Source organism: Methylobacter tundripaludum SV96, from assembly GCF_000190755.2.
GTDB classification, from domain to species: domain Bacteria; phylum Pseudomonadota; class Gammaproteobacteria; order Methylococcales; family Methylomonadaceae; genus Methylobacter_A; species Methylobacter_A tundripaludum.
The window spans coordinates 1,745,431-1,765,782 of the sequence record NZ_JH109152.1 but is presented as its reverse complement, the minus strand read 5'-3'; the positions used below and the strand labels follow the sequence as shown (position 1 = coordinate 1,765,782).

At 48.8% G+C, this 20,352-nt stretch carries 26 protein-coding genes; 14 read left to right on the top strand and 12 right to left on the bottom strand.

The window, feature by feature from the left end:
• Nucleotides 1-95: 95 nt before the first annotated feature.
• A complete protein-coding gene (locus METTU_RS08075; protein WP_006890833.1) occupies nt 96-1,133 on the bottom strand; it encodes a type IV pilus twitching motility protein PilT in 1,038 nt (345 codons plus the stop codon).
• Between the two features lie 110 nt (nt 1,134-1,243).
• Between METTU_RS08075 and METTU_RS08070 the strand changes: the two genes are divergently transcribed.
• The 13 genes from METTU_RS08070 (at nt 1,244) to METTU_RS08010 (ending at nt 12,320) form a co-directional block, all read left to right on the top strand.
• Nucleotides 1,244-1,927, top strand: a complete 684-nt coding sequence (locus METTU_RS08070) for a YggS family pyridoxal phosphate-dependent enzyme (RefSeq protein ID WP_006890832.1) — start codon at nt 1,244-1,246, stop codon at nt 1,925-1,927.
• A 287-nt stretch (nt 1,928-2,214) separates the two neighbouring features.
• Nucleotides 2,215-3,657: an alkaline phosphatase family protein gene (locus METTU_RS08065; protein ID WP_006890831.1), complete on the top strand. Its 1,443-nt coding sequence runs from the start codon at nt 2,215-2,217 to the stop codon at nt 3,655-3,657.
• Between the two features lie 115 nt (nt 3,658-3,772).
• On the top strand, nt 3,773-4,594 hold the full coding sequence (locus tag METTU_RS08060; protein ID WP_006890830.1) for a hypothetical protein: 822 nt from the start codon (nt 3,773-3,775) through the stop codon (nt 4,592-4,594).
• A 55-nt stretch (nt 4,595-4,649) separates the two neighbouring features.
• Nucleotides 4,650-5,282, top strand: a complete 633-nt coding sequence (locus METTU_RS08055; RefSeq protein WP_006890829.1) for a ribonuclease T2 family protein — start codon at nt 4,650-4,652, stop codon at nt 5,280-5,282.
• A 21-nt stretch (nt 5,283-5,303) separates the two neighbouring features.
• Nucleotides 5,304-5,489: a hypothetical protein gene (locus tag METTU_RS08050; RefSeq protein ID WP_006890828.1), complete on the top strand. Its 186-nt coding sequence runs from the start codon at nt 5,304-5,306 to the stop codon at nt 5,487-5,489.
• Between the two features lie 274 nt (nt 5,490-5,763).
• On the top strand, nt 5,764-6,009 hold the full coding sequence (locus METTU_RS08045) for a hypothetical protein (RefSeq protein WP_006890827.1): 246 nt from the start codon (nt 5,764-5,766) through the stop codon (nt 6,007-6,009).
• A 366-nt stretch (nt 6,010-6,375) separates the two neighbouring features.
• A complete protein-coding gene (locus METTU_RS08040) occupies nt 6,376-7,683 on the top strand; it encodes an NAD(P)/FAD-dependent oxidoreductase (RefSeq protein WP_006890826.1) in 1,308 nt (435 codons plus the stop codon).
• 63 nt (nt 7,684-7,746) lie between these two features.
• Entirely contained in the window at nt 7,747-8,277 is a 531-nt protein-coding gene (locus METTU_RS08035) for a YcxB family protein (protein ID WP_006890825.1), read from the top strand.
• An 81-nt stretch (nt 8,278-8,358) separates the two neighbouring features.
• Entirely contained in the window at nt 8,359-8,751 is a 393-nt protein-coding gene (locus METTU_RS08030) for an MAPEG family protein (protein WP_006890824.1), read from the top strand.
• A gap of 154 nt (nt 8,752-8,905) precedes the next feature.
• On the top strand, nt 8,906-10,789 hold the full coding sequence (locus METTU_RS08025) for an ATP-binding cassette domain-containing protein (protein ID WP_006890823.1): 1,884 nt from the start codon (nt 8,906-8,908) through the stop codon (nt 10,787-10,789).
• Between the two features lie 43 nt (nt 10,790-10,832).
• On the top strand, nt 10,833-11,345 hold the full coding sequence (locus METTU_RS08020; protein ID WP_006890822.1) for a hypothetical protein: 513 nt from the start codon (nt 10,833-10,835) through the stop codon (nt 11,343-11,345).
• An 8-nt stretch (nt 11,346-11,353) separates the two neighbouring features.
• Complete coding sequence (locus METTU_RS08015; RefSeq protein ID WP_006890821.1) at nt 11,354-11,800, top strand: universal stress protein; 447 nt, start codon at nt 11,354-11,356, stop codon at nt 11,798-11,800.
• Between the two features lie 91 nt (nt 11,801-11,891).
• Nucleotides 11,892-12,320, top strand: coding sequence for a TM2 domain-containing protein (locus METTU_RS08010; RefSeq protein ID WP_006890820.1), 429 nt, complete (start codon nt 11,892-11,894; stop codon nt 12,318-12,320).
• Between the two features lie 76 nt (nt 12,321-12,396).
• Here the strand turns inward: METTU_RS08010 and METTU_RS08005 are convergent, their stop codons facing one another.
• From METTU_RS08005 to hisB, 11 genes are all read right to left on the bottom strand, one after another.
• On the bottom strand, nt 12,397-12,600 hold the full coding sequence (locus METTU_RS08005) for a cold-shock protein (protein ID WP_006890819.1): 204 nt from the start codon (nt 12,598-12,600) through the stop codon (nt 12,397-12,399).
• A gap of 72 nt (nt 12,601-12,672) precedes the next feature.
• Entirely contained in the window at nt 12,673-12,843 is a 171-nt protein-coding gene (locus METTU_RS23625) for a hypothetical protein (protein WP_169624866.1), read from the bottom strand.
• 130 nt (nt 12,844-12,973) lie between these two features.
• Nucleotides 12,974-13,786: a twin-arginine translocase subunit TatC gene (gene tatC / locus METTU_RS08000; RefSeq protein WP_006890818.1), complete on the bottom strand. Its 813-nt coding sequence runs from the start codon at nt 13,784-13,786 to the stop codon at nt 12,974-12,976.
• Entirely contained in the window at nt 13,773-14,156 is a 384-nt protein-coding gene (gene tatB / locus METTU_RS21685; protein WP_006890817.1) for a Sec-independent protein translocase protein TatB, read from the bottom strand. The genes tatC and tatB overlap by 14 nt, the downstream gene beginning before the upstream one ends.
• Nucleotides 14,157-14,161: 5 nt before the next feature.
• Entirely contained in the window at nt 14,162-14,374 is a 213-nt protein-coding gene (gene tatA / locus METTU_RS07990) for a Sec-independent protein translocase subunit TatA (protein ID WP_006890816.1), read from the bottom strand.
• 68 nt (nt 14,375-14,442) lie between these two features.
• On the bottom strand, nt 14,443-14,760 hold the full coding sequence (locus METTU_RS07985) for a phosphoribosyl-ATP diphosphatase (protein WP_006890815.1): 318 nt from the start codon (nt 14,758-14,760) through the stop codon (nt 14,443-14,445).
• Nucleotides 14,757-15,149 carry a phosphoribosyl-AMP cyclohydrolase gene (gene hisI / locus METTU_RS07980; RefSeq protein WP_006890814.1) on the bottom strand — a complete coding sequence of 131 codons (393 nt, stop codon included), beginning with the start codon at nt 15,147-15,149 and terminating at the stop codon, nt 14,757-14,759. Before hisI ends, METTU_RS07985 begins: the two co-directional genes overlap by 4 nt.
• Nucleotides 15,146-15,919 carry an imidazole glycerol phosphate synthase subunit HisF gene (gene hisF / locus METTU_RS07975; RefSeq protein ID WP_006890813.1) on the bottom strand — a complete coding sequence of 258 codons (774 nt, stop codon included), beginning with the start codon at nt 15,917-15,919 and terminating at the stop codon, nt 15,146-15,148. Before hisF ends, hisI begins: the two co-directional genes overlap by 4 nt.
• A gap of 2 nt (nt 15,920-15,921) precedes the next feature.
• Nucleotides 15,922-16,656: a 1-(5-phosphoribosyl)-5-[(5-phosphoribosylamino)methylideneamino]imidazole-4-carboxamide isomerase gene (gene hisA / locus METTU_RS07970; RefSeq protein ID WP_006890812.1), complete on the bottom strand. Its 735-nt coding sequence runs from the start codon at nt 16,654-16,656 to the stop codon at nt 15,922-15,924.
• Between the two features lie 93 nt (nt 16,657-16,749).
• Nucleotides 16,750-17,394: an imidazole glycerol phosphate synthase subunit HisH gene (hisH, locus tag METTU_RS07965; RefSeq protein WP_006890811.1), complete on the bottom strand. Its 645-nt coding sequence runs from the start codon at nt 17,392-17,394 to the stop codon at nt 16,750-16,752.
• Nucleotides 17,395-17,410: 16 nt separating this feature from the next.
• A complete protein-coding gene (hisB, locus tag METTU_RS07960; protein WP_040580219.1) occupies nt 17,411-18,004 on the bottom strand; it encodes an imidazoleglycerol-phosphate dehydratase HisB in 594 nt (197 codons plus the stop codon).
• Between the two features lie 646 nt (nt 18,005-18,650).
• On the opposite strand from hisB, the gene METTU_RS07955 reads away from it, so the two are divergent.
• Nucleotides 18,651-20,330, top strand: a complete 1,680-nt coding sequence (locus METTU_RS07955; RefSeq protein ID WP_006890804.1) for a flagellar assembly protein A — start codon at nt 18,651-18,653, stop codon at nt 20,328-20,330.
• Nucleotides 20,331-20,352: the final 22 nt, after the last annotated feature.

Genomic DNA, 20,352 nt, shown 5'->3' with positions numbered 1-20,352 from the left:
TTTTACCAGTTATTAATCTTGGAGTCCGCATCATTCCATAAACCGCAGTTGGATCGTGTGGACGCCGCGCCACTGCGGTTTTCAGGCTGAAATTCCTAGCGGAACATATCCTTATTAACCGCTTTTTCCATAGCCATTTTTGCAGTGATAAGGCCTTTATCGACCATTTCTTTCATATTCTGATCCAGCGTCTGCATGCCGTCCTTGCGCCCGGTTTGAATCGCCGAATACATTTGCGCCACCTTGGCTTCACGAATCAGGTTCCTGATAGCGGCGGTACCGACCATGATTTCATGTGCGGCAATGCGGCCGCCGCCGATTTTTTTGAGCAAGGTTTGCGAAATAACCGCCTGCAACGATTCGGAAAGCATGGCCCGGATCATGTCTTTTTCCGCGGCAGGAAATACGTCGATGATACGGTCGATGGTTTTGGCGGCAGAGGTCGTATGCAATGTTCCGAACACAAGGTGACCGGTTTCCGCCGCCGTCATTGCCAGACGGATGGTTTCCAGGTCGCGCATTTCGCCGACCAGAATAATATCGGGATCTTCCCGCAGGGCAGAACGCAACGCTTCGGAAAAGCCGTGAGTATCGCGATGGACTTCCCGTTGGTTAATCAACGATTTTTGGCTTTCATGAACGAACTCGATAGGGTCCTCTACGGTGAGGATGTGCGCGTAATCGTTGCAGTTAATATGATTAATCATCGCCGCCAGCGTAGTCGACTTGCCGGAGCCGGTAGGGCCGGTCACCAGAACCAGGCCGCGCGGTTTTTGGCATAATTCTTCAAAAAACCTGGGGGCCTTCAAGTCTTCAAGGCTCAATATTACCGAGGGAATCGTCCTGAATACAGCGGCTGCACCGCGCTCCTGGTTAAACGCGTTAACCCGAAACCGGGCAACGCCGGGCAATTCAAACGAAAAATCGGTTTCCAGAAATTCCTCATAATCTTTGCGCTGCTTGTCATTCATGATGTCATAAATCAGCGCATGCACTTCCTTATGGTCCAATGCGGGAATATTGATTCGCCGAATATCGCCGTCAACCCTGATCATAGGCGGGAGTCCCGCCGACAAATGCAAATCCGACGCTTTGTTTTTAGCTGAGAAAGCCAGCAATTCGGCAATATCCATAACATCCTCTTGAAGACAAAAATAAAATTGTCCTTATACCATAGTTCATATTTTCATTTTTTAAATGTGTGTTGTCTAATAACCGGTAACTAACTGACAACGGACACCCAATGACAACCATAACTGAAAGACTCAAACACATACGTTCGCAGATCAGCGATGCGGAACTTGCCTGCAACCGTCAGCCCGGATCGGTACTGTTATTAGCCGTCAGCAAAACCAAGCCAAGCGAAGATATTGCCGCCGCCTATCAATCCGGGCAACGCCATTTCGGCGAAAATTATTTGCAGGAAGCCTTGAGAAAACAGCAGGAACTGGGCGCCTACGCTATTACCTGGCACTTTATCGGCCCCATCCAATCCAATAAAACCAGGCCGCTGGCGACGCATTTCGATTGGGTACACAGCGTGGACAGTTTAAAAATAGCCAAACGTCTGAGCGAACAGCGCCCGGCCCATTTGCCGCCGTTAAATATTTGCCTACAAGTCAATATCAGCAACGAACCGAGCAAGTCCGGCATTACCCTGGCCGAATTGCCGCAACTGTGCGAACAGATTGCCAAACTGCCTAACCTGAAGCTGCGCGGCGTCATGGCCATTCCGGCCCCGCAAGACGATTTTGAGCAACAACGCCAGCCCTATAAAGCACTGTATCAGGCCGTCGCAAAATTGGGACAAGCCGAGCTGGATACCTTCTCGTTCGGCATGACCGGGGATTTAAAGGCCGCAATTGCCGAAGGCTCCACTATTGTCAGAATCGGCACCGCGTTGTTTGGCGAGCGGAATTACGGCTGACAAAATCTTCGCCGTGCAGCGTTTAATCGGCCGCTGATGTTTACAGCTGCAAGACATAAATGACGCTATAGGTTCATTTTCAGCTTTGGCTTACATACGCCTACAATTTTTTACGCCACAATTGCGCGCCACATCGCCAACGAAAGCCAAGACCGCCATCCTGCGTTATGTTTGGATAGAGTCGGTTGGCCGCTGGGTGACGCGTTTAACACGATAGGATGAACCGGAAATCGGCGAAACGGCATTGTCGTAATAACTCTTGTAACGAATGACTAGCGGAGAAAAGCATGGGAAATCTTGGCGGAAAAATCGAACATGTCGTGGTACTGATGATGGAAAACCGGTCCTTCGATAGTATCCTGGGACAGCTTTATCCCGAAAATCCCGAATTTGACGGACTCACGGGCAATGAAACCAACCCGAACCACGGCAAGGATGACGTCAAGGTGTGGAACAGCGGAAACATCGACCAGAAATCCATGTCGATTCCCGATCCGGATCCCGGCGAACTCTGGAACGACATCAACATGCAGCTGTTCGGGCTCGACGGTAAACCGGGCAGCGAAACTCCGGCGATGAACGGTTTCGTCAACAACTATGTCAGGCAAACCGCCGACGCTTCCGGAAACTATTCGCCGGAATCGATCATGCATTACTACACGCCGGAGCAGCTTCCGGTCATCAGCACGCTAGCGAAGCAATTCGCAGTGTGCGACAACTGGTTCGCCTCCGCGCCCTGCCAGACCTGGCCGAACCGCTTCTTCCTGCATTGCGCCACCGCGGAGGGATATGAAAACAATTCGCCCGCGCGTTTTCCTTACCTGATGGAGACGGTCTTCAACCGATTCAGCAATCCTGATGCATGGAAAATCTATTTTCACGATTTCCCACAGACTCTCACCCTCAGCCGTTTGTGGCCGCATATAGATCGGTTCAGGCTTTTCGAGACGGAATTCGCGAAGGACGCCGCTGCCGGCAAATTACCTTCCTATACCTTTATCGAGCCGCGCTATTTTCCGGACGTGAAATTGCCCAACGACCAGCATCCCCCGCACCACGTGGGAATGGGCGAGGACCTGATCGCAGAGGTTTACAATGCGTTAAGGAGCGCGCCGACTTGGGAAAAGACATTGCTCGTCATCGTCTACGACGAGCACGGAGGAAACTACGATCATGTCCCGCCGCCGAAAGCCGTTCCTCCCGATAACAGCCATTCCCAGCCATTCGGCTTCGACCGCTACGGAGTTCGGGTTCCGGCGGTGCTTGTCTCCCCCTATATCAAGGCCGGAACCATCCTGAAGACACCGGTAGGATCATCTTTTCCCTTCGATCATACCTCGGTCATCGCTACCCTCAGGAAATGCTTTGCTCTCGGCGCGCCTATCAGCCATCGCGACGCGGTCGCCCCTGATCTTGAATGCGTGCTGAACCTCGATACCCCGAGCAATCTCGGCCCGGATAAAGTCGTGCCCTTGCCCTACGCAGTCAGTCCCGACGAACTTGTAAAAGCATTGAACGCGCCCTTGAACGACTTCCAGAAGGCGATGCACGAAGCGGCTGCCCACCTCCCGATTCGCGGGGGAATAAATATTCTCGACGACATCGAGAATCATGTCGAGAATCTGGTGAAGGGGATAATGCCTGAAGTTCCCGATCACAGGACCGCTGTCGCTGCGATGCCATTCATCAGCGAAAAAGTGCGCACCTTTTTGGGCAATGTCGTCAAGTAACCGATTATTTGTCACCGGTACTTTGGGAGCGGTGACATGATCAAAAAAACATTCAAACCGATGGGCCGAAAACTCGGGCGAAGTACCGGGGAAAAATCAAAAGAAGGAGAAATCTATGTTTAACAGCACCACCTTGGAAGTCGCAATCGGATTCGTCTTCTGTTACGCCTCCGTCGCGCTTATTGTCAGTTCAATTAACGAAGCCATTGCATCAGCTCTTAAGCTGCGATCCAACTCGCTGTTGGAGGGCGTCAAATCCCTGCTCAATGATCCAAAGTTTGAGGGGCTTGCTCTCAATGTATACAACCACGGTTTGGTGAGTCATCTAGGCCAAGGAAATGCCGAAAATGCACAAGACCTCAAAAACAAACCCTCTTATATCGATCCAAAGCATTTTGCTATCGCCCTTATCGACAATATACAAACCATACCCGGCGATTTTGCACAGCTAGGCAAGGACATCGACGCAATGAAAGATCCCCAGTTAAAACGACTGCTGCAAGGGATATACGGACGAGCCTCAGGACAGATTGAAAATGTCCATGCTGAAGTGGCAGCATGGTTTGACGCCGGGATGGACCGGTTATCAGGCAACTACAAGCGCCGCTCGCAGCTGTATTGCTTGATAATCGCCTTGGTCATTGCAGCCCTTTTCAACATCGATAGCTTTCACCTCTTCACGACACTTTGGCAACATCCGGCAATTGCGGCGGGAATCAGCGCGTCGACCCCTTCGGCGGATATCTCATGGAAAGAATTCATGTCCTTACCCATAGGCTGGACAGCCGACACGCCACCGCTAAGCGGCACCCAATTAGCGGGTTGGCTAGTGACCGCATCGACAACTCTTTTCGGAGCGCCGTTTTGGTTCGATCTTTTGCAAAAACTGGTTCGCCTGCGGGGCACCGGCAACAAACCGGGAGCCGACGGCAAATAAACTGCATAAAAATGGCGACAGAGCCTGAGTCAACATTCAAACAAAAGGAAAAATAATGTCGTATACAAAAACAATCGGCAAAACGGCCTTGGCATTGATTCTATGTTTAAGCCTTCCGGTTTATGCGGACGGCCAGCCTGGGCAATTCGACTATTACCTCTTGACCCTGTCCTGGTCGCCGGAGCATTGCGCCGAAGTGCCGAGCGACAAGCTCCAGTGCGATGGAGGAAAGCAATACGGATTCGTCGTGCATGGATTATGGCCGCAATATAATAAAGGTTACCCCGATTCCTGCTCGACGACTCCCGCCGTTCCCGAAGCGGTCGTGCAGGAAATGCTTCCCATCATGCCCAGCGAGAAGCTGATCCAGCACGAATGGGAAAAACACGGCACATGCAGCGGCGAAAAGGTCGGCGAATACTTCGGCCTGATCAAGAGCGCTTTCCAGACCATAAAAATCCCGGACGCTTTCGCCAATCCCGGCCGTCAGGTCAATATTTCGGCTGCCCAAATCCGTAAACAGTTTCAGGATTCGAATCCAAATGTGCAGATGGCCGTTGCCTGTAAAGGCGAATATCTGCAAGAAGTTCGTCTCTGTTTCGATAAAGCCATGCATCCCAAGACATGCAGCTCAGGCGTTAGAGACCATTGCCCCGCTTCGACCGTGATCATGCGTCCGGTCAATTAACAGATCAACAGGGTTGTCGCGGTGTTATCGAAACAGGGCGCTCAGTTTTGGTCGGCTAAAATCAACGCCATCGAGTCGGTCACGGTATTAGCTATGGCCAGGCGTTATCGGGAGGACAGTGAAGAGGGCTATCAGGCGCGGTGCAAGGTGGAGCAATGGGAGCTGCCGTTAGTTGAGGTTGTTTTTGGTGATACTTGCATTGGATGAGGATGTGGGCTGGTTTTTATCTGCATCTGCTAAAGCGGCAGTTGGGGTGCCGCTTTTTAGTAATCCAGCGTGTACAGTTACAGTACGTTGCAAAAAAATGGCATTCCCTTGAATTCTTTAAGTTGTAACTCCTTGAAATGTAATACACCTGCAACTATTAAGAAGCCACATCATCTATTTCTATTAACTTATTGTTTAAATAAATATTTTTTTATGGAAAAATAGCGGAAATTTTAATTTATGCCTTGCTCCACTTAAAAAGAAAGGGAAAAGAATGAAAGAGTTAAAGTTCTCAGAAATAAGCTTAGATAATTTCGCTAAAATCTACGAAGAAATGACCAACTTGGTGCGCAAAGACTTGGTCGGAGAAGTGTTCTTTTCAGGTAGCCATGCTGAATTCGGAGAAATTACGTTATATCAGCCTAAAGGCAGTAATAACGCGATTATGCTCCAACATGACAAACCGATCAGCGAAACTCGCTTTGACATCCCTGAGTTTTGCATTTCCCTTATAGCCTAAAACAAAAACGCTTCATTTCAGATCGGGACTTTAAAATAGCGGCTTCTAAGGGCGTTGATGTGACAATCAGCGTCCTTAAGCGGTTTGCACCTCCAGCCATGCAGATTCTACAATTCAACATCCGATCATCGGTAAAGAGTCATCTTTAAGAATGAGATGGGTGTTAGCCGTATTACGTCATTTTTACCCGATCCCCAATTAATGATTGCCGCTGGTAAAAGGCCCCTTTGGCGTGCCTGAACCAGTCGGCTATTAACTCGAAATTCAGCTCCTTGTAAATCCATGCTTAGTAAAATCGGTCATTAAGAGGTTGATTCGATATAATGCTAGCGTGCAGAAAAATAATGTTTTTTGAGGGGGGTAACAATGACTGATAAGAATAATGAAAAACACAAGATAGTGATTGTTGGCGGCGGGGCGGCGGGTCTTGAGCTTGCTACCAGTCTGGGTAAAAAATTAGGCAAAAAAGGCTTGGCCGAGGTGATGTTGCTGGACGCTTCGCCGACGCATATCTGGAAGCCGTTGTTGCATGAGGTTGCAGCCGGTACGTTGGACGAATCCGAGCAGATTGAATATCTGGCCCAGGCGCATCGGAATCATTTTCGCTTCAGGTTGGGTAAGATGGAAGGCTTGAACCGGCAGAAAAAGGAAGTTTATGTCAGTCCCACGCTGAGCGACAGCGGCGAGGAATTAATCCCCAGACGCACTTTCAGTTACGATACGCTGGTGATGTCGGTCGGCAGCATTAGTAACACCTTTAATATCAAGGGCGTGGCGGAACATTGCCTGTTTCTGGATACCACCGCTCAGGCATTCAAGTTCCAAAAGCAATTGGTTGAATCGTATATCAAAAGCCATGCCGGTAAAAACAATGCCGACGATAAGACTTTGTCTATCGTTATCATCGGCGCGGGAGCCACCGGCGTCGAGCTGTCGGCGCAATTGCACGAGGTGACCGATCTGCTGGCGGTTTACGGTCTGGATGAGTCCAGCGATGTGAAATTGACCATTATCGAAGCGGCTAATCAATTATTGCCCGCATTGCCCGTCAAATTAGCCAATGCGACACAGCAACAGCTGGTCAAGCTGGGCATCGACCTTAAGCTGGGTCGCCGGGTGATTGAGGTAACCAAAGAGGGCGTTCATACCCATGATGGCGAAATGGTGCCTGCGGATCTTAAAGTCTGGTCGGCGGGCATTAAAGCGCCGGATTGGATGAAAGACCTGGACGGCCTGGAAGTTAACCGGATCAACCAGTTGGTGGTCGATGAAACCTTGAAAACCAGTGACGATAATATTTTTGCGATAGGCGATTGCGCGGCCTGTCCCTGGCCGGGGCATGACGGCAATGTGCCGCCGCGAGCGCAGGCTGCGCATCAGCAGGCATCGACGTTAAGCAAATCGATAGTCAACCGCTTACACGGCGGCAAGTTGGTGAAATACACTTATCTCGATTACGGGTCGCTGGTGGCGCTTGGTAAATACACCACCGTCGGCAATCTGATGGGTAATCTGATGGGATCGGTCAGCATCGGCGGATTTATTGCCAGAGTGGTTTATCTGTCCTTGTATAAAATGCATCAGGTGGCCGTACACGGTTATTTCAGGACGGCAATGTTGACGCTTTCCAATCTATTCAGGCGTAGCGCTCATGCAAAAATAAAAATGCATTAGAATTTTTTATGTACCTACGCCTGCGTAGTGACTTTTTTATAATTATTTACAAAGATCAAAAACATGTTTGAAATTGAATACGAATTCCGCGAAGAAGATTTAATCCATTTTAATGAAATACAGTTCATGAGAAATGAAGATATACAAAACAATATCAGGAAAAACCGCTGGATAGTGCCGGGCATCATGGGGCTTATCGGATCGTTTTATTATTTTTATTACGGCGATATAAAGTCGTCAGGATATGTCGTTGCTATTGCGATACTTTGGGCATTGTTGTCTCCAAAAATTATGATGCTGGATTTGCGTAGGCAGATACTTAAAAACTATACCAATAAAGAAAAGATCAATATGTTCGGCTCTTATACGCTGAGCATTGATCCTGCTAACCCCAATTATTTGTTGGAAAAATCACCCAGCGGCAAACATAAAATGGCCTGGAGCGAGCTGGTCAGGGTGGAATACGGTAAACGCTATGTTTATATTTATATCAGTTTGAATACCGCACTGGTTATTCCGGTAGAAACGGTAAAAAAAGGCAATCTTGAGCAATTTGCCGAACAGGCGGAAAAGATGATTGAGCGGTTTGCGTAGAAAATACACGGCATTGTGTAGCAGGGTGGATTTTTATCCTGCTGAACGCCATTTCGAATCTCCCTTGTGGGTTAAAAAGCCATGATTACATCAATATACGCATCACTCGCAGCCTTGTTAATAGTGAGGCTTACGCTTTCGGTAATAAAACTGCGTAGGAAAAATCGGGTCAGTGTTGGCGACGGCGGAAATGAGGGGCTACAGCTGGCAATTCGCGCTCATGCAAACGCAGTGGAATATATTCCCATCGCACTGATGCTCTTATTAACGCTGGAATTAAATGGAGCGCCGAAAATACTTATCCATATATTGGGTACTACATTGATAATCGGGCGGATATTGCATGCGATGGGACTTCCCGCAAAGGATTTCAAGAAAAGAGTTTTGGGCATGCAGATAACCATTTATCTGTTAATCGGCTTGGCAGTGCTGAATATTTTATTTTTTGTGTTTGCCGGGACGCTTAAATTTTAGCGCGTAGGAATGGGTTAGAGCGTAGCGACTTGTAAAGCACGAAGTGAAACCCATCATAGACAAATCACCTTGCGATGGTTAGAGGCTATAGCTTCTAGCCATCCTACAACCCACGAACCAGCATAATCTCCTTCACCTTGAGCCTTTTATTTAAATGCTAAATTTTAAAAATATAGCCCTTCGCCGTGGCGTACGGGTTTTGTTTGACCACGCCTCCTTCACCATTCATAAAGGCCAAAAAGTAGGCTTTACCGGGGCTAATGGCGCGGGTAAGTCCAGTTTATTTGCGTTGGTTAGAGGTGAACTGCATTTGGATGAGGGTGATTTTTCCATGCCGCCGGGGCTGGAAATCGCTCACGTTGCACAGGAAACGCCCGCCACCGACTGCTCTGCGATCGATTATGTCATTGACGGCGATCAGGAATTGAGACGTTTGCAAAAGCAATTGTTTATTGCCGAACAGAATGATGACGGTTTGAAACAGGCCGAATTGCATGCGGCCCTGGAAACCATCGGCGGTTATACCGCACAGGCCAGAGCCTCGCGGTTAATGAGCGGTTTGGGTTTTACCGCCGATCAGGAAACCAATGCCGTCAATTCGTTTTCCGGCGGCTGGCGGATGCGGCTTAACTTGGCTCAGGCCCTGATGTGCCGCTCGGACGTACTATTGCTTGATGAGCCCACCAACCATTTGGATTTGGATGCGGTTATCTGGTTGCAGGACTGGTTATGCAAATATCCCGGCACCTTGTTGCTGATTTCCCATGACCGGGATTTTCTGGATACCATTACCGATCACATTGTGCATATCGAGCAGAATAAGGCCGAAATTTATACCGGCAATTATTCGGCTTTTGAACGCATGCGTGCAGAAAAGCTCGCGCAACAGCAGTCGTCCTATCTAAAGCAGCAGCGGGAAATCGCCCATATGCAGAGTTTTGTCGACCGCTTTAAGGCGCAAGCCACTAAAGCGAGACAAGCGCAAAGCCGGATCAAAGCCCTGGAGCGCATGGAGCTGATTGCACAGGCGCATGTCGATTCTCCGTTCGACTTTAGCTTCGCCAAGCCGGGAAAAATGCCCAATCCGCTATTAACGCTGGATAAGGTTGATATTGGCTACGATCAAACCTGCGTGATCAAACAGGCCGGACTGTCCATATCGCCGGGCGACCGTATCGGTTTGCTCGGGCCGAATGGCGCGGGTAAATCCAGCTTGATTAAGGTGCTGGCAGGCGATATGCAGCCGTTATCCGGTAAAAGAAATGAAGCGGAAGCGTTAAAAATCGGTTATTTCGCCCAGCATCAACTGGAGCAGTTACGCATTGATGAAAGTCCCTTGTGGCACTTGCAACAATTGGACAAGCAGGCGACCGAGAAAGATTTACGCAATTTTCTGGGCGGTTTCGATTTTCGCGGCGACAAGGTGATGGAAGCCGTCAAACCCTTTTCCGGCGGTGAAAAAGCGCGTCTGGTATTGGCGCTGTTGGTTTATCAAAATCCCAATCTTTTATTATTGGATGAGCCGACCAACCATCTGGACCTGGAAATGCGGCATGCTTTGAGCGTGGCCTTGCAGGACTATGAAGGCGCGATAGTGGTGGTCTCGCATGACCGGCATTTATTGCGCTCGGTGACCGATCAGCTATTATTGGTGTCAGGCGGCAAGGTGCAGCCTTTCGATGGCGATCTTGACGATTACCGCGTGTGGCTGACGGAGCAGAAAAAAGGCGAGGAAAAAACCGTTGTTGACAGTGCGCAGACAGTATCGCGGAAAGATCAAAGAAAGTTGGATGCAGAACGCAGACTAAAACATAAGCCTTTATTTGACGCCCTGAAAAAAGCTGAAATCGCCGTTGAAAAATATCATAATGAACAGCGGCAACTGGAACATCAATTGGCCGATCCTGCCATTTATGCGGAATCGGAAAAGGAGCAATTAAAAAAGCTGATGGAACGGAAAGTAAAAGTCGATAAGGCGTTGGATGATGCGGAAGCGGCCTGGATGGAGGCTGAGGAAAAGATCGAAGCGGTTAAATAGGCGTAGGGGCGACCGGCCGGTCGCCCGCTAACAGGGAAAAATCATGTTTGAAGTCATAAAACTATTATTTGATATTTGCCTGTTTAAAAAAGGGCCGCAGGATTTACCGCCTTCCGTATGGTTGTTGCGGCTGTTGATCGTTATTGATGTTATCGTCAGTTTTTTAATGGTAAGTATCCGTACGGACTGGCTTAACTCGCTGTTGCAGGCTATTGTCGGAGCCTTGTTGATCGTCGGATTTAGCTGGCTGATGTTATATGTAAGTCGAAAGCGGGAGCGATTTTATCAAACGAGCTGCGCCATACTGGGTACCGATGCGTTGATTAGTTTTTTCGCCCTGCCGGGAATGGCCTCAATGATGATAGGAAGAGGCGCTGTACTGGCATTTATTCTAACAATAGCTTTAATGATTTGGCATTGGGCGGTTACCGGGCATATTTTTCGCAATGCGCTGGGACAAACCTGGACTTTTAGTTTAGGCTTGGCGTTTTTATACATACTGGGATCTTATCAGGTGATGGCTTTATTGTTTCCTGAAGTTGCCGGTGTTAAATAGGAGGCATCATGGAAAGCTATAAACATATATTACTGGCGGCCGACTTTTCCGAGCACGGCGAGGCCGTTGCCGATAGAGCGAAGGATTTATCCGAGAAATATCAGGCAAAACTGAGCATTGTGCATGTGATGGACAATTTGTTGATTACCGATGCGGCTTATGGATCGACCATTCCTTTTGATCTCGATTTAACCGCCGAGTTAATGGCGGCGGCAAAAAAGAGACTGGCCAATTTGGCTGACAAACTCAATATTGCTGAAGACTGTCGGTGGATGGAAACGGGCAGCCCTAAATTGGAAATAATCAGGGTTGCTGAAGAAAACAAGGTAGATTTAATCGTAGTGGGCTCGCACGGTCGGCATGGTTTCGCCCTGTTGCTGGGTTCGACCGCAAACGGCGTGTTGCATCATGCGCTGTGCGATGTTTTAGCCGTACGTTTACGCGACGATAATTGATCTTGATTGAGACTGGCTGTGGCGGTATTGTAGGGGCCTCAGAGAATAAAGGGCGACCGATGGGCGTCCACTTTTAAAAGGTAGATGATAAATGATTGGACAGATTGAAACTTATGATCCCGATTCGCAAGCCGGGGTGATAAAAACCGAAGGAGCGTTGTTTACGTTTCATTTAGATGATTGGGTTGCGGACGTATCGCCGGATGAAGGCGATGATGTTAACTTTGATGTTAATGGAACAATTGCGAGCAACATTACTCTGGTGGGCGCGTATTTGGAACCGCCTAAAGCCGTAAAATATAAATACCTGGCTGCTGTGCTGGCGTTATTTTTGGGTTGGACAGGGGCGCACCGGTTTTATCTGGGCTTTTACCGGATGGCCTTTATACAGTTAACGCTGACGGTGATACTTTACGTAACCGGATTGCCCGGATTTGCGGCGCTCTGGGGGTTTATAGAAAGCATTTTGCTGTTTGGCGGACAGATCAACAAAGATGCTAAAGGTCGTCCTTTAAAATAGCTTTCTTAAAGCAGTAAGACAAAAAAAAGCCCTTGCGATGTGAATCGCAAGGGCTTTTTTTAAAGCTGTCTATTCCTTATTTGGAATAAACATTAGCAGCAGTTAAGCCTTTTGGACCTGATTCGATGTCAAAAGTGACCGTGTCGCCTTCAGTCAAAGTTTTGAAGCCTTCGCCCTGAATAACTGAATGGTGAACAAAAACATCTTCGCCGCCATCAGCAGGTGCAATAAAACCAAAACCCTTCGTGTTGTTAAACCACTTTACAGTGCCTGTTGCCATTTTGAAACTCCTAAAATAAAAACTTACGGTTAACACAGAACTACAACATTGATAACCGGACAACCTAACAATTTAGGAATCCCTTAACTCAACATCTGTTTTCTGACGCAGGGTATTGTACTGTTTTTTTGATGATACTGTCATCAGCAGATTGTATAAAAAGCCGTCCGGCGTTAAAGATTCGGGATTGCTTGGCAGGTGATTATTACTTACGGCGGGAGAAAGTGTGACGCTGTCATTCATTCGCAAGCTGTCGGTTGTGTGGGGCGATAGGTTAATACCCAAATTTTAGCAATCATTGGTTGAACACCTGAGAACCGGGACTTGCCCAAGCGCTTTTAATAAGTGCTCACGGCTTCGGTATGTGCCTTAATTACTCGTCTTCCTGCCGTTCAATCTTATCCAGTCTGGCTTCCATTTCGGCATCATCGGGCGATTGATAATCGCCATCAGGCTTGGGTGCAAAAAGTCGGGAGCAGACCAAGCCCAGCTCAAACAGCATCCACATCGGTACCGCTAATAATGTTTGCGAGATGGCATCGGGAGGCGTTAAAACAGCCCCTACGATAAACGCGCCGACGATGACATAAGGGCGTTTATCGGCGAGGTCGGCGGGGGTTACCAGTCCGGTCCAGACCAATACGATGGTGAATATCGGCACCTCGAAGCAAACGCCAAACGCAAAAAACAGGGCCAGAACAAAATCGAGATACTTGGCAATATCGGTCATTACCGCTACACCTTCGGGTGCGGCGGCGGTCAAGAAGCCGAAAACCAGCGGGAAAACCACGAAGTAGGCAAAGGCCACGCCCATATAAAACAGCAGGGTGCTGGCAATCAGCAACGGCAAAATCATGCGCCGCTCCCGTTTATACAAGCCTGGTGCGACAAACGCCCAGAACTGATAAAGGATATAGGGAACGGAAATAAAGACCGAGACTACCAGCACCAGTTTAAATGGTGTGAAAAACGGGGAGGCCACATCAATAGCGATCATGGTGCTGTTTTTCGGCATGTGCTGTAGCAGGGGGCCGGCCAGGAAGCTGTAGATTTCATTGGAGAATGAAGCCAGCCCTAAAAATACGACTAATACGCATAAAACCATTCGCAACAAGCGGTTGCGCAATTCAATCAGGTGACTGATAAAAGGCTGCTCTCCAGTCTCATTAAAATTACTTTGGCTCATGTTGTCCGGTTGTTATATCTGTCGGCAACTGCTCCTTGTATTGCTCTGGTTCGGGAACGGTTCCTGCATCCAGGTCATCCTGCGCCCTTGAAGTCGTCGGCAACGGGTCAATCGTGGATTTGAGCGTGTCGGAAGTTTCGTCAATAATTTGCTGAACCTCTGCCATGCCGGACTGCTCCTTGAATATCTGGCGCAATTCTTCGGCTTGCAGTTCCAGCTTGATTTCTTCCTTGACGGAAGCCACCATGCTGCGTGTTTTACCCAGCCAGAACCCTGCAAGCCTGGCCACCTTGGGCAATCTTTCAGGACCTATCACCAATAAGCTGACCAGACCGATCAGACAAAGTTCCGAGAATCCTACATCAAACATAGGAATTAATCTTTATCGGTTTTTTTGGAAGTGACTTCGCCCTCAATGGCTTCACCTTTATCTGCGGCCGGCTTGTCTTCCTCGCCTTCTTTGATGGCCGTGCGAAAGCCTTTGATGGCTCCGCCCAAATCGGTGCCGATATTGCGTAAACGCTTGGTGCCGAAAACAACAATGACGATGGCTAATACAACTAATAAGTGAGTAACGCTGAGACCCATTTTTTAACTCCAATGGAGACGTTGCAAGGCAACGCCTTATTTGCTGGAGACCTTGCAAGGCAAAGTCTTTACTTGTTACGTTGCGCCTTTTCTTCCAGACCGGACAAGCCGAAACGACGTTGCAGTTCCTGCAATACATCATCCGGCCCCAGTCCCTGATCGGCCAGCAACACCATGCAATGAAACCACAAATCGGCAGTTTCATAAATAATCTGTTTTTTATCGCCGCCTTTAGCTGCGATGACGGTTTCCGTCGCTTCTTCGCCGATTTTTTTCAGTATGCTGTCCAGTCCTTTGGCATACAGACTGGCTACGTATGATTTATCGGCAGTTTCCAGTTTACGCTGTTCCAGAATTTGCGCCAGTTGTTGTAATACGTCGCTCATGATTTTTTATAAATAGTTTCGGGATCTTTCAAAACCGGCTCGACGGCTTGCCATTGCCCGTCAACCAAGCTGCGATAAAAACAGCTTTCACGACCGGTGTGGCAGGCAATGCCGCCCTCTTGTTCAATTTTAAGCAGAATTACGTCTTCATCGCAATCCTGAAATATACCTAATATTTTCTGCCTGTTTCCGGATTCTTCGCCTTTGCGCCATAATCTTCCGCGCGACCTCGACCAGTAAACCGCATAACCTTCGGCAACGGTTAACGCTAATGACTCACGATTCATCCAGGCGAACATCAATACTTTTCCGGTTTCCGCCTGTTGCGCAATAACCGGCACCAGACCGTCCTCGGTCCAGCGTATCTCGTCCAGCCAAGATGCACTCACAGGCGCACCTCTATACCGCGTGAGGCCATATGCCGTTTTGCCTGTTCAATGGTGTATTCGGCAAAATGGAAAATACTGGCAGCCAACACCGCATCCGCCTTGCCTTCAATAATGCCGTCAGCCAGGTGATCGAGATTGCCTACGCCGCCGGATGCAATCACCGGCACGGGTACCGCCTCGCTAATGGCGCGGGTCAACGGCAAATCGAAACCTTCGCGGGTTCCGTCCCTGTCCATGCTGGTCAGCAGGATTTCCCCGGCGCCGTAGTCGACCATTTTTTTTGCCCAGGCAATGGCGTCAATACCTGTCGGCTTGCGGCCGCCGTGGGTAAAAATCTCCCATCGACTGGGTTCGCCTGCTTGACTGACTTTTTTGGCGTCTATGGCGACCACGATGCATTGCGAGCCGAAACGCTCCGCCGCCTCGCGGACAAATTCCGGGTTTGCAACCGCCGCGCTGTTAATGCCGACTTTATCGGCTCCCGCATTCAACATGCGGCGAATATCGTCCAGTGTCCTAATGCCGCCGCCGACCGTCAGCGGAATAAAAACCTCGCTGGCCACCTGCTCAACGACATGAACAATGGTGTCCCGATTGTCATGGGTGGCGGTAATGTCCAGAAAAGTGATTTCATCCGCGCCTTCGCGGTCATAGCGTCTGGCGATTTCTACCGGGTCGCCGGCATCGCGAATATCGACAAATTTTACGCCTTTAACGACGCGGCCATTATCGACATCCAGGCAGGGAATAATGCGTTTGGCTAAACTCATGGCTATTCAAATGATTCTGCTAATTTTTCGGCCGCTTCAAAATCCAGGGTGCCTTCGTAAATCGCCCTGCCGGTGATGGCGCCCATAATGCCGTCACTTGCAACAGCGCCCAAGGCCCTGATGTCATCCATATTGGTAATGCCGCCGGAAGCGATAACCGGAATCCGAATCGCGCGGGCTAATTTCGCTGTCGCCTCGACATTAACGCCGGACATCATGCCGTCCCTGGAAATATCGGTGTAGATAATGGCCTCGACGCCGTATTCCTCAAAGTGCTGGGCCATATCGATCACATCATGTTTGGACAGTTTGGACCAGCCGTCAATGGCTACCTTGCCGTCTTTTGCATCCAGCCCGACGATGATGTGACGCGGATATTCCAGCGCCATATCCCTGACAAAATGCGGCTCGTTAACCGCCTTGGTGCCGATAATGACGTATTCCACGCCGGCATTAAGATAAGCCTGGATAGTTTCTTCATCGCGAATGCCGCCGCCTATCTGCACCGGCACATTGGGGTAGGCTTCGACGATGGCATGAATCACGTCGGCATTTCTTGGTTTTCCGGCAAACGCGCCATCCAGGTCAACCAAATGGATTCTTTTTGCGCCCGCGGCAACCCATTTGCCTGCTACAGCGACCGGGTCATCGGAAAAAATCGTATTATCATCCATTCGTCCCTGACGCAAACGAACACATTTTCCTTCTTTTAAATCGATTGCAGGTATTAGCAACATAACTTATAAAATCCTCAGCGGCGTGTAATTATTATAGGGGCGGATTTATCTGCCCAAAGACGAAATACCCAGAGGGTACAAGTGAATTCATCCCTATGCTTGCCCATCCCAATGCATAAAATTCTCCAACAGTTGCAAACCAACTGCCTGGCTTTTTTCAGGGTGAAATTGTACGGCAAAAACATTATCTTGTGCCAAAGCGCAGGTAAATGCATCCGGGTATTGCGTAGTCGCCGCCATTATCGCTGCATCATTCGGCTGGGCATAATAACTATGCACGAAATAAAAGCGACTGTCTTGGGGAATATTTTCCCATAGCGGATGTTGTTGCAGCTGATGAACTTCATTCCAGCCCATGTGCGGAATTTTCAGGGAATTTCCGTCGCTGTCTTTTAATGATTCGGGGAAATGTACGACATGCCCGGAAAAAACGTCCAGGCATTTTATGCCGCCGTTTTCTTCGCTGTCGCTCAATAAGGCTTGCATGCCTAAGCAAATTCCCAGTAAAGGCTTGCTTTTGGCAACCTGTTGGATAACATCGGATAAGCCCAATTGATTGAGCGCCTGCATACAATCCCGTATCGCGCCGACACCGGGAAAAACCACCCGGTCAGCGCGAAGGATCGAATCGGCATCGGACACACAAACAACATCGACTTCAGGCGCTGCATGTTGCAGGGCCTTCACGATTGAATGCAGATTACCCATTCCATAATCAATTACAGCGACAGAAGACATAAGAAATACGGGAAGGTTAAAGGCTGCCTTTGGTTGACGGCATCATGCCCGCCATGCGCGGGTCGGCGGTAATCGCCATGCGGATGGCGCGGCCCATGGCTTTAAAAATGGTTTCGGCGACGTGATGGGCGTTTGCGCCTTTCAAGTTGTCGATATGCAACGTTACGCCGGCATGGTTGACAAAGCCTTGAAAAAACTCGCGGAACAAATCAACGTCAAAACGGCCGATCATGGCTTTCGGGTATTTAACCTCATAAAACAAGCCGGGGCGTCCGGAAAAATCGATGACGACTCGCGACAATGCTTCATCCAACGGTACGTAGGCATGTCCGTAACGAACAATGCCTTTTTTGTCTTGCATGGCTTTAGCAAACGCCTGGCCTAAGGTAATGCCGATGTCTTCAACAGTGTGGTGGTCATCAATATCCAAATCGCCTTTGGCTACAATATCCATGTCAATCAAGCCGTGTCTGGCAATTTGATCGAGCATGTGCTCAAGAAAGGGTACGCCCGTCGAAAATGAGGTTTTACCCGATCCATCCAGGTTGATTTTAATTTTGATTTGAGTTTCAAGCGTATTTCGCTCTATTTCTGCAGTACGTTGATCCATGTTTGCATTATGTATATTAAAGTCTGTCGGCATTTTACTATGACAAGCAAGATTTTGCAGTGTTTGTTATTTGTAAATGTGCAGTTTATAAAACGGTTCATGGACGCTGGTCCGGTTACGGAGAAGACGATGTTTTTGATGAGCAATTGGACAGACCCGCGCAATGGCCGAGCCTGCTCAGGCCGCGATGTCGATGTAATTTTGAGCGTACATTATCTTCAGCTTTGACTGGCTTTTTTTGTGGTTATTTTTTGAGACAATAGCCATGTCGCCAAAATAGGAGACGGATTTTAAGAAAGTTCAATAGGATGTTGCCAAGGATGGAACGAAATGCCAACCAAACCGGCGATTTTTAGTCCCAGCACACCCCCGTGTTCTGGGACTTTTTTTTGAAATCAGCACCGTGTACTCACACTGTAATCGACCATTCGCACATCCCGATGCGGATAAACCTGCCCCTTGGTTTTCCTGCCATTAAGTGGTTTTTTAATAATGTGCTACCCTTCAAACTAGATTATCTTGTTAATTAAACATTGCTTTCGTTTTTCGCCTACTGTTGGTGATGATGTTCGGATTGATAAAAAATGGCTGGTTTTTCAATATTTTTATTCTTGATAGGCCGCAATAATTCTCCAAGGAGCAAGCTGTGAATGATGCGTCACCTACAGATGGACTGACATTTAAGCTGAGCGATGACGGCAAGTTGCTCGCAACATTTGAAGCGAGTGAGTGCAAACCTCTGCTGGATGAAGCAACAATCAAAGCGACATTGGCTAAGCAAGGCTTGTCCAATCTGTTTCTGCATGAAAACGCACTCTCAAACCTGGTAAAACGGTACAACAGTCCTGGCGAGGGTTTTGTGCTGGAAATTGGCGAGCGCCGGGATGGCGGATGTACACTCAAAATTGACGACGACAAAATGACCGCCAGGCTTACTTTAATCCCTCCATACGGGGGCGCCCCCGTCGCTTTATTTCAAATCCAGCTGGCTTTGCAGGAAAAAGGGGTCGTCAGAGGCGTCATGATAAAAGAAATCGAGGCGGCCTTAAAGGAAGGCTACGCCACAGAACGTATCATCGCTCAAGGGTTGCGCCCCGTACGGGGCATTGACGCGCGGTTTCAAAGCCTGATACCGCAAATAAGAGAACGGAAACCCCAGGTCAACGAGCGCGGTATCGCTAACTACCGCGATCTTGGGCAGCTTATTGTGGTAAAGCCCGGCGATCCGCTGATGTGCCGTACCCCGCCCACCGAAGGTAAAAAAGGCTGGGACATTACCGGGCAAGCGCTTATGCCTCAACCTGGGCAGGACGTACAGTTTGCCCCGGGGCTACAAGGCGTAGAATTGGATACTGATGCCGAACTCGACCCGGATAATAACTCCCTACTGTTGGCTGCGATCGCCGGTCAACCCAAGTTGGTTCCTAATGGCGTTGTGGTGGAACCTACCATCGCGCTGTCGCTGGTGGATATTTCAACCGGAAACATGAGTTTCGATGGCACGATCAATATCAAAGGCGACGTCAAGGACGGGATGAAAATCCACGCGACTGGAGATGTGTTCGTGGGAGGGACCGTCGAAGCGGCAGAAATTGAAGCGGGTGGAAATATCGTTATAAAAGGCGGCGTGATCGGTCATAGCGAACATAGCGGCGATCCAAACGAAGTGTCTACCTTTAACGCGATAATTATCAGCAAAGGTTCAATCAGCGCGCACTTTGCCGAAAACGCCTGTATGGAAGCGGGCGTAGATATTATTATTGAAGAATTCTCCATGCATAACCATTTGACCGCACTTAATCGGGTGTTGGTGGGGAAATCCGTCGGAAAAAAAGGCCGCATCATCGGCGGCATTACCAGTGCATCGGACCTGGTAAAAACAGCCATAATCGGTTCGAGCGCGGGTTTTGTAACCAAGGTCAGGGCAGGTTTTAACCCTTACCTTCAGGCTGAACAGGACCGGCTTAAGCTTGAGATTGAGGCTCTTGAAAAGGAACAGGAGGACCTGAAGAAGATTATCGCCTTTGTTCTGGCGCATCCTGAAAAAGACAAAAACGGCTTATTAAACAAAGCCCTCCACACCAGGGAAAAAATTGAAATGGATTGCACCCGGCTTCATGTCGACCGAACCCATCTTCTGTCGGAAATGACTCTTGCCGAGCATGTCCAGGTTATTGTCGAAGAGGCTGTTCATGCCGGCGCCGAAATCCAGATTGGAAATGCAGTTTGGAAAAATAACGAAGAACGAGGTAAAGGTGTTTTTCAAATCGTCGAGAATGAAATTGTTTTTGGAAACATCATGTTGAGCGTCAATGAATCACACTGAAACGGGCAAACGCTATCTCCTG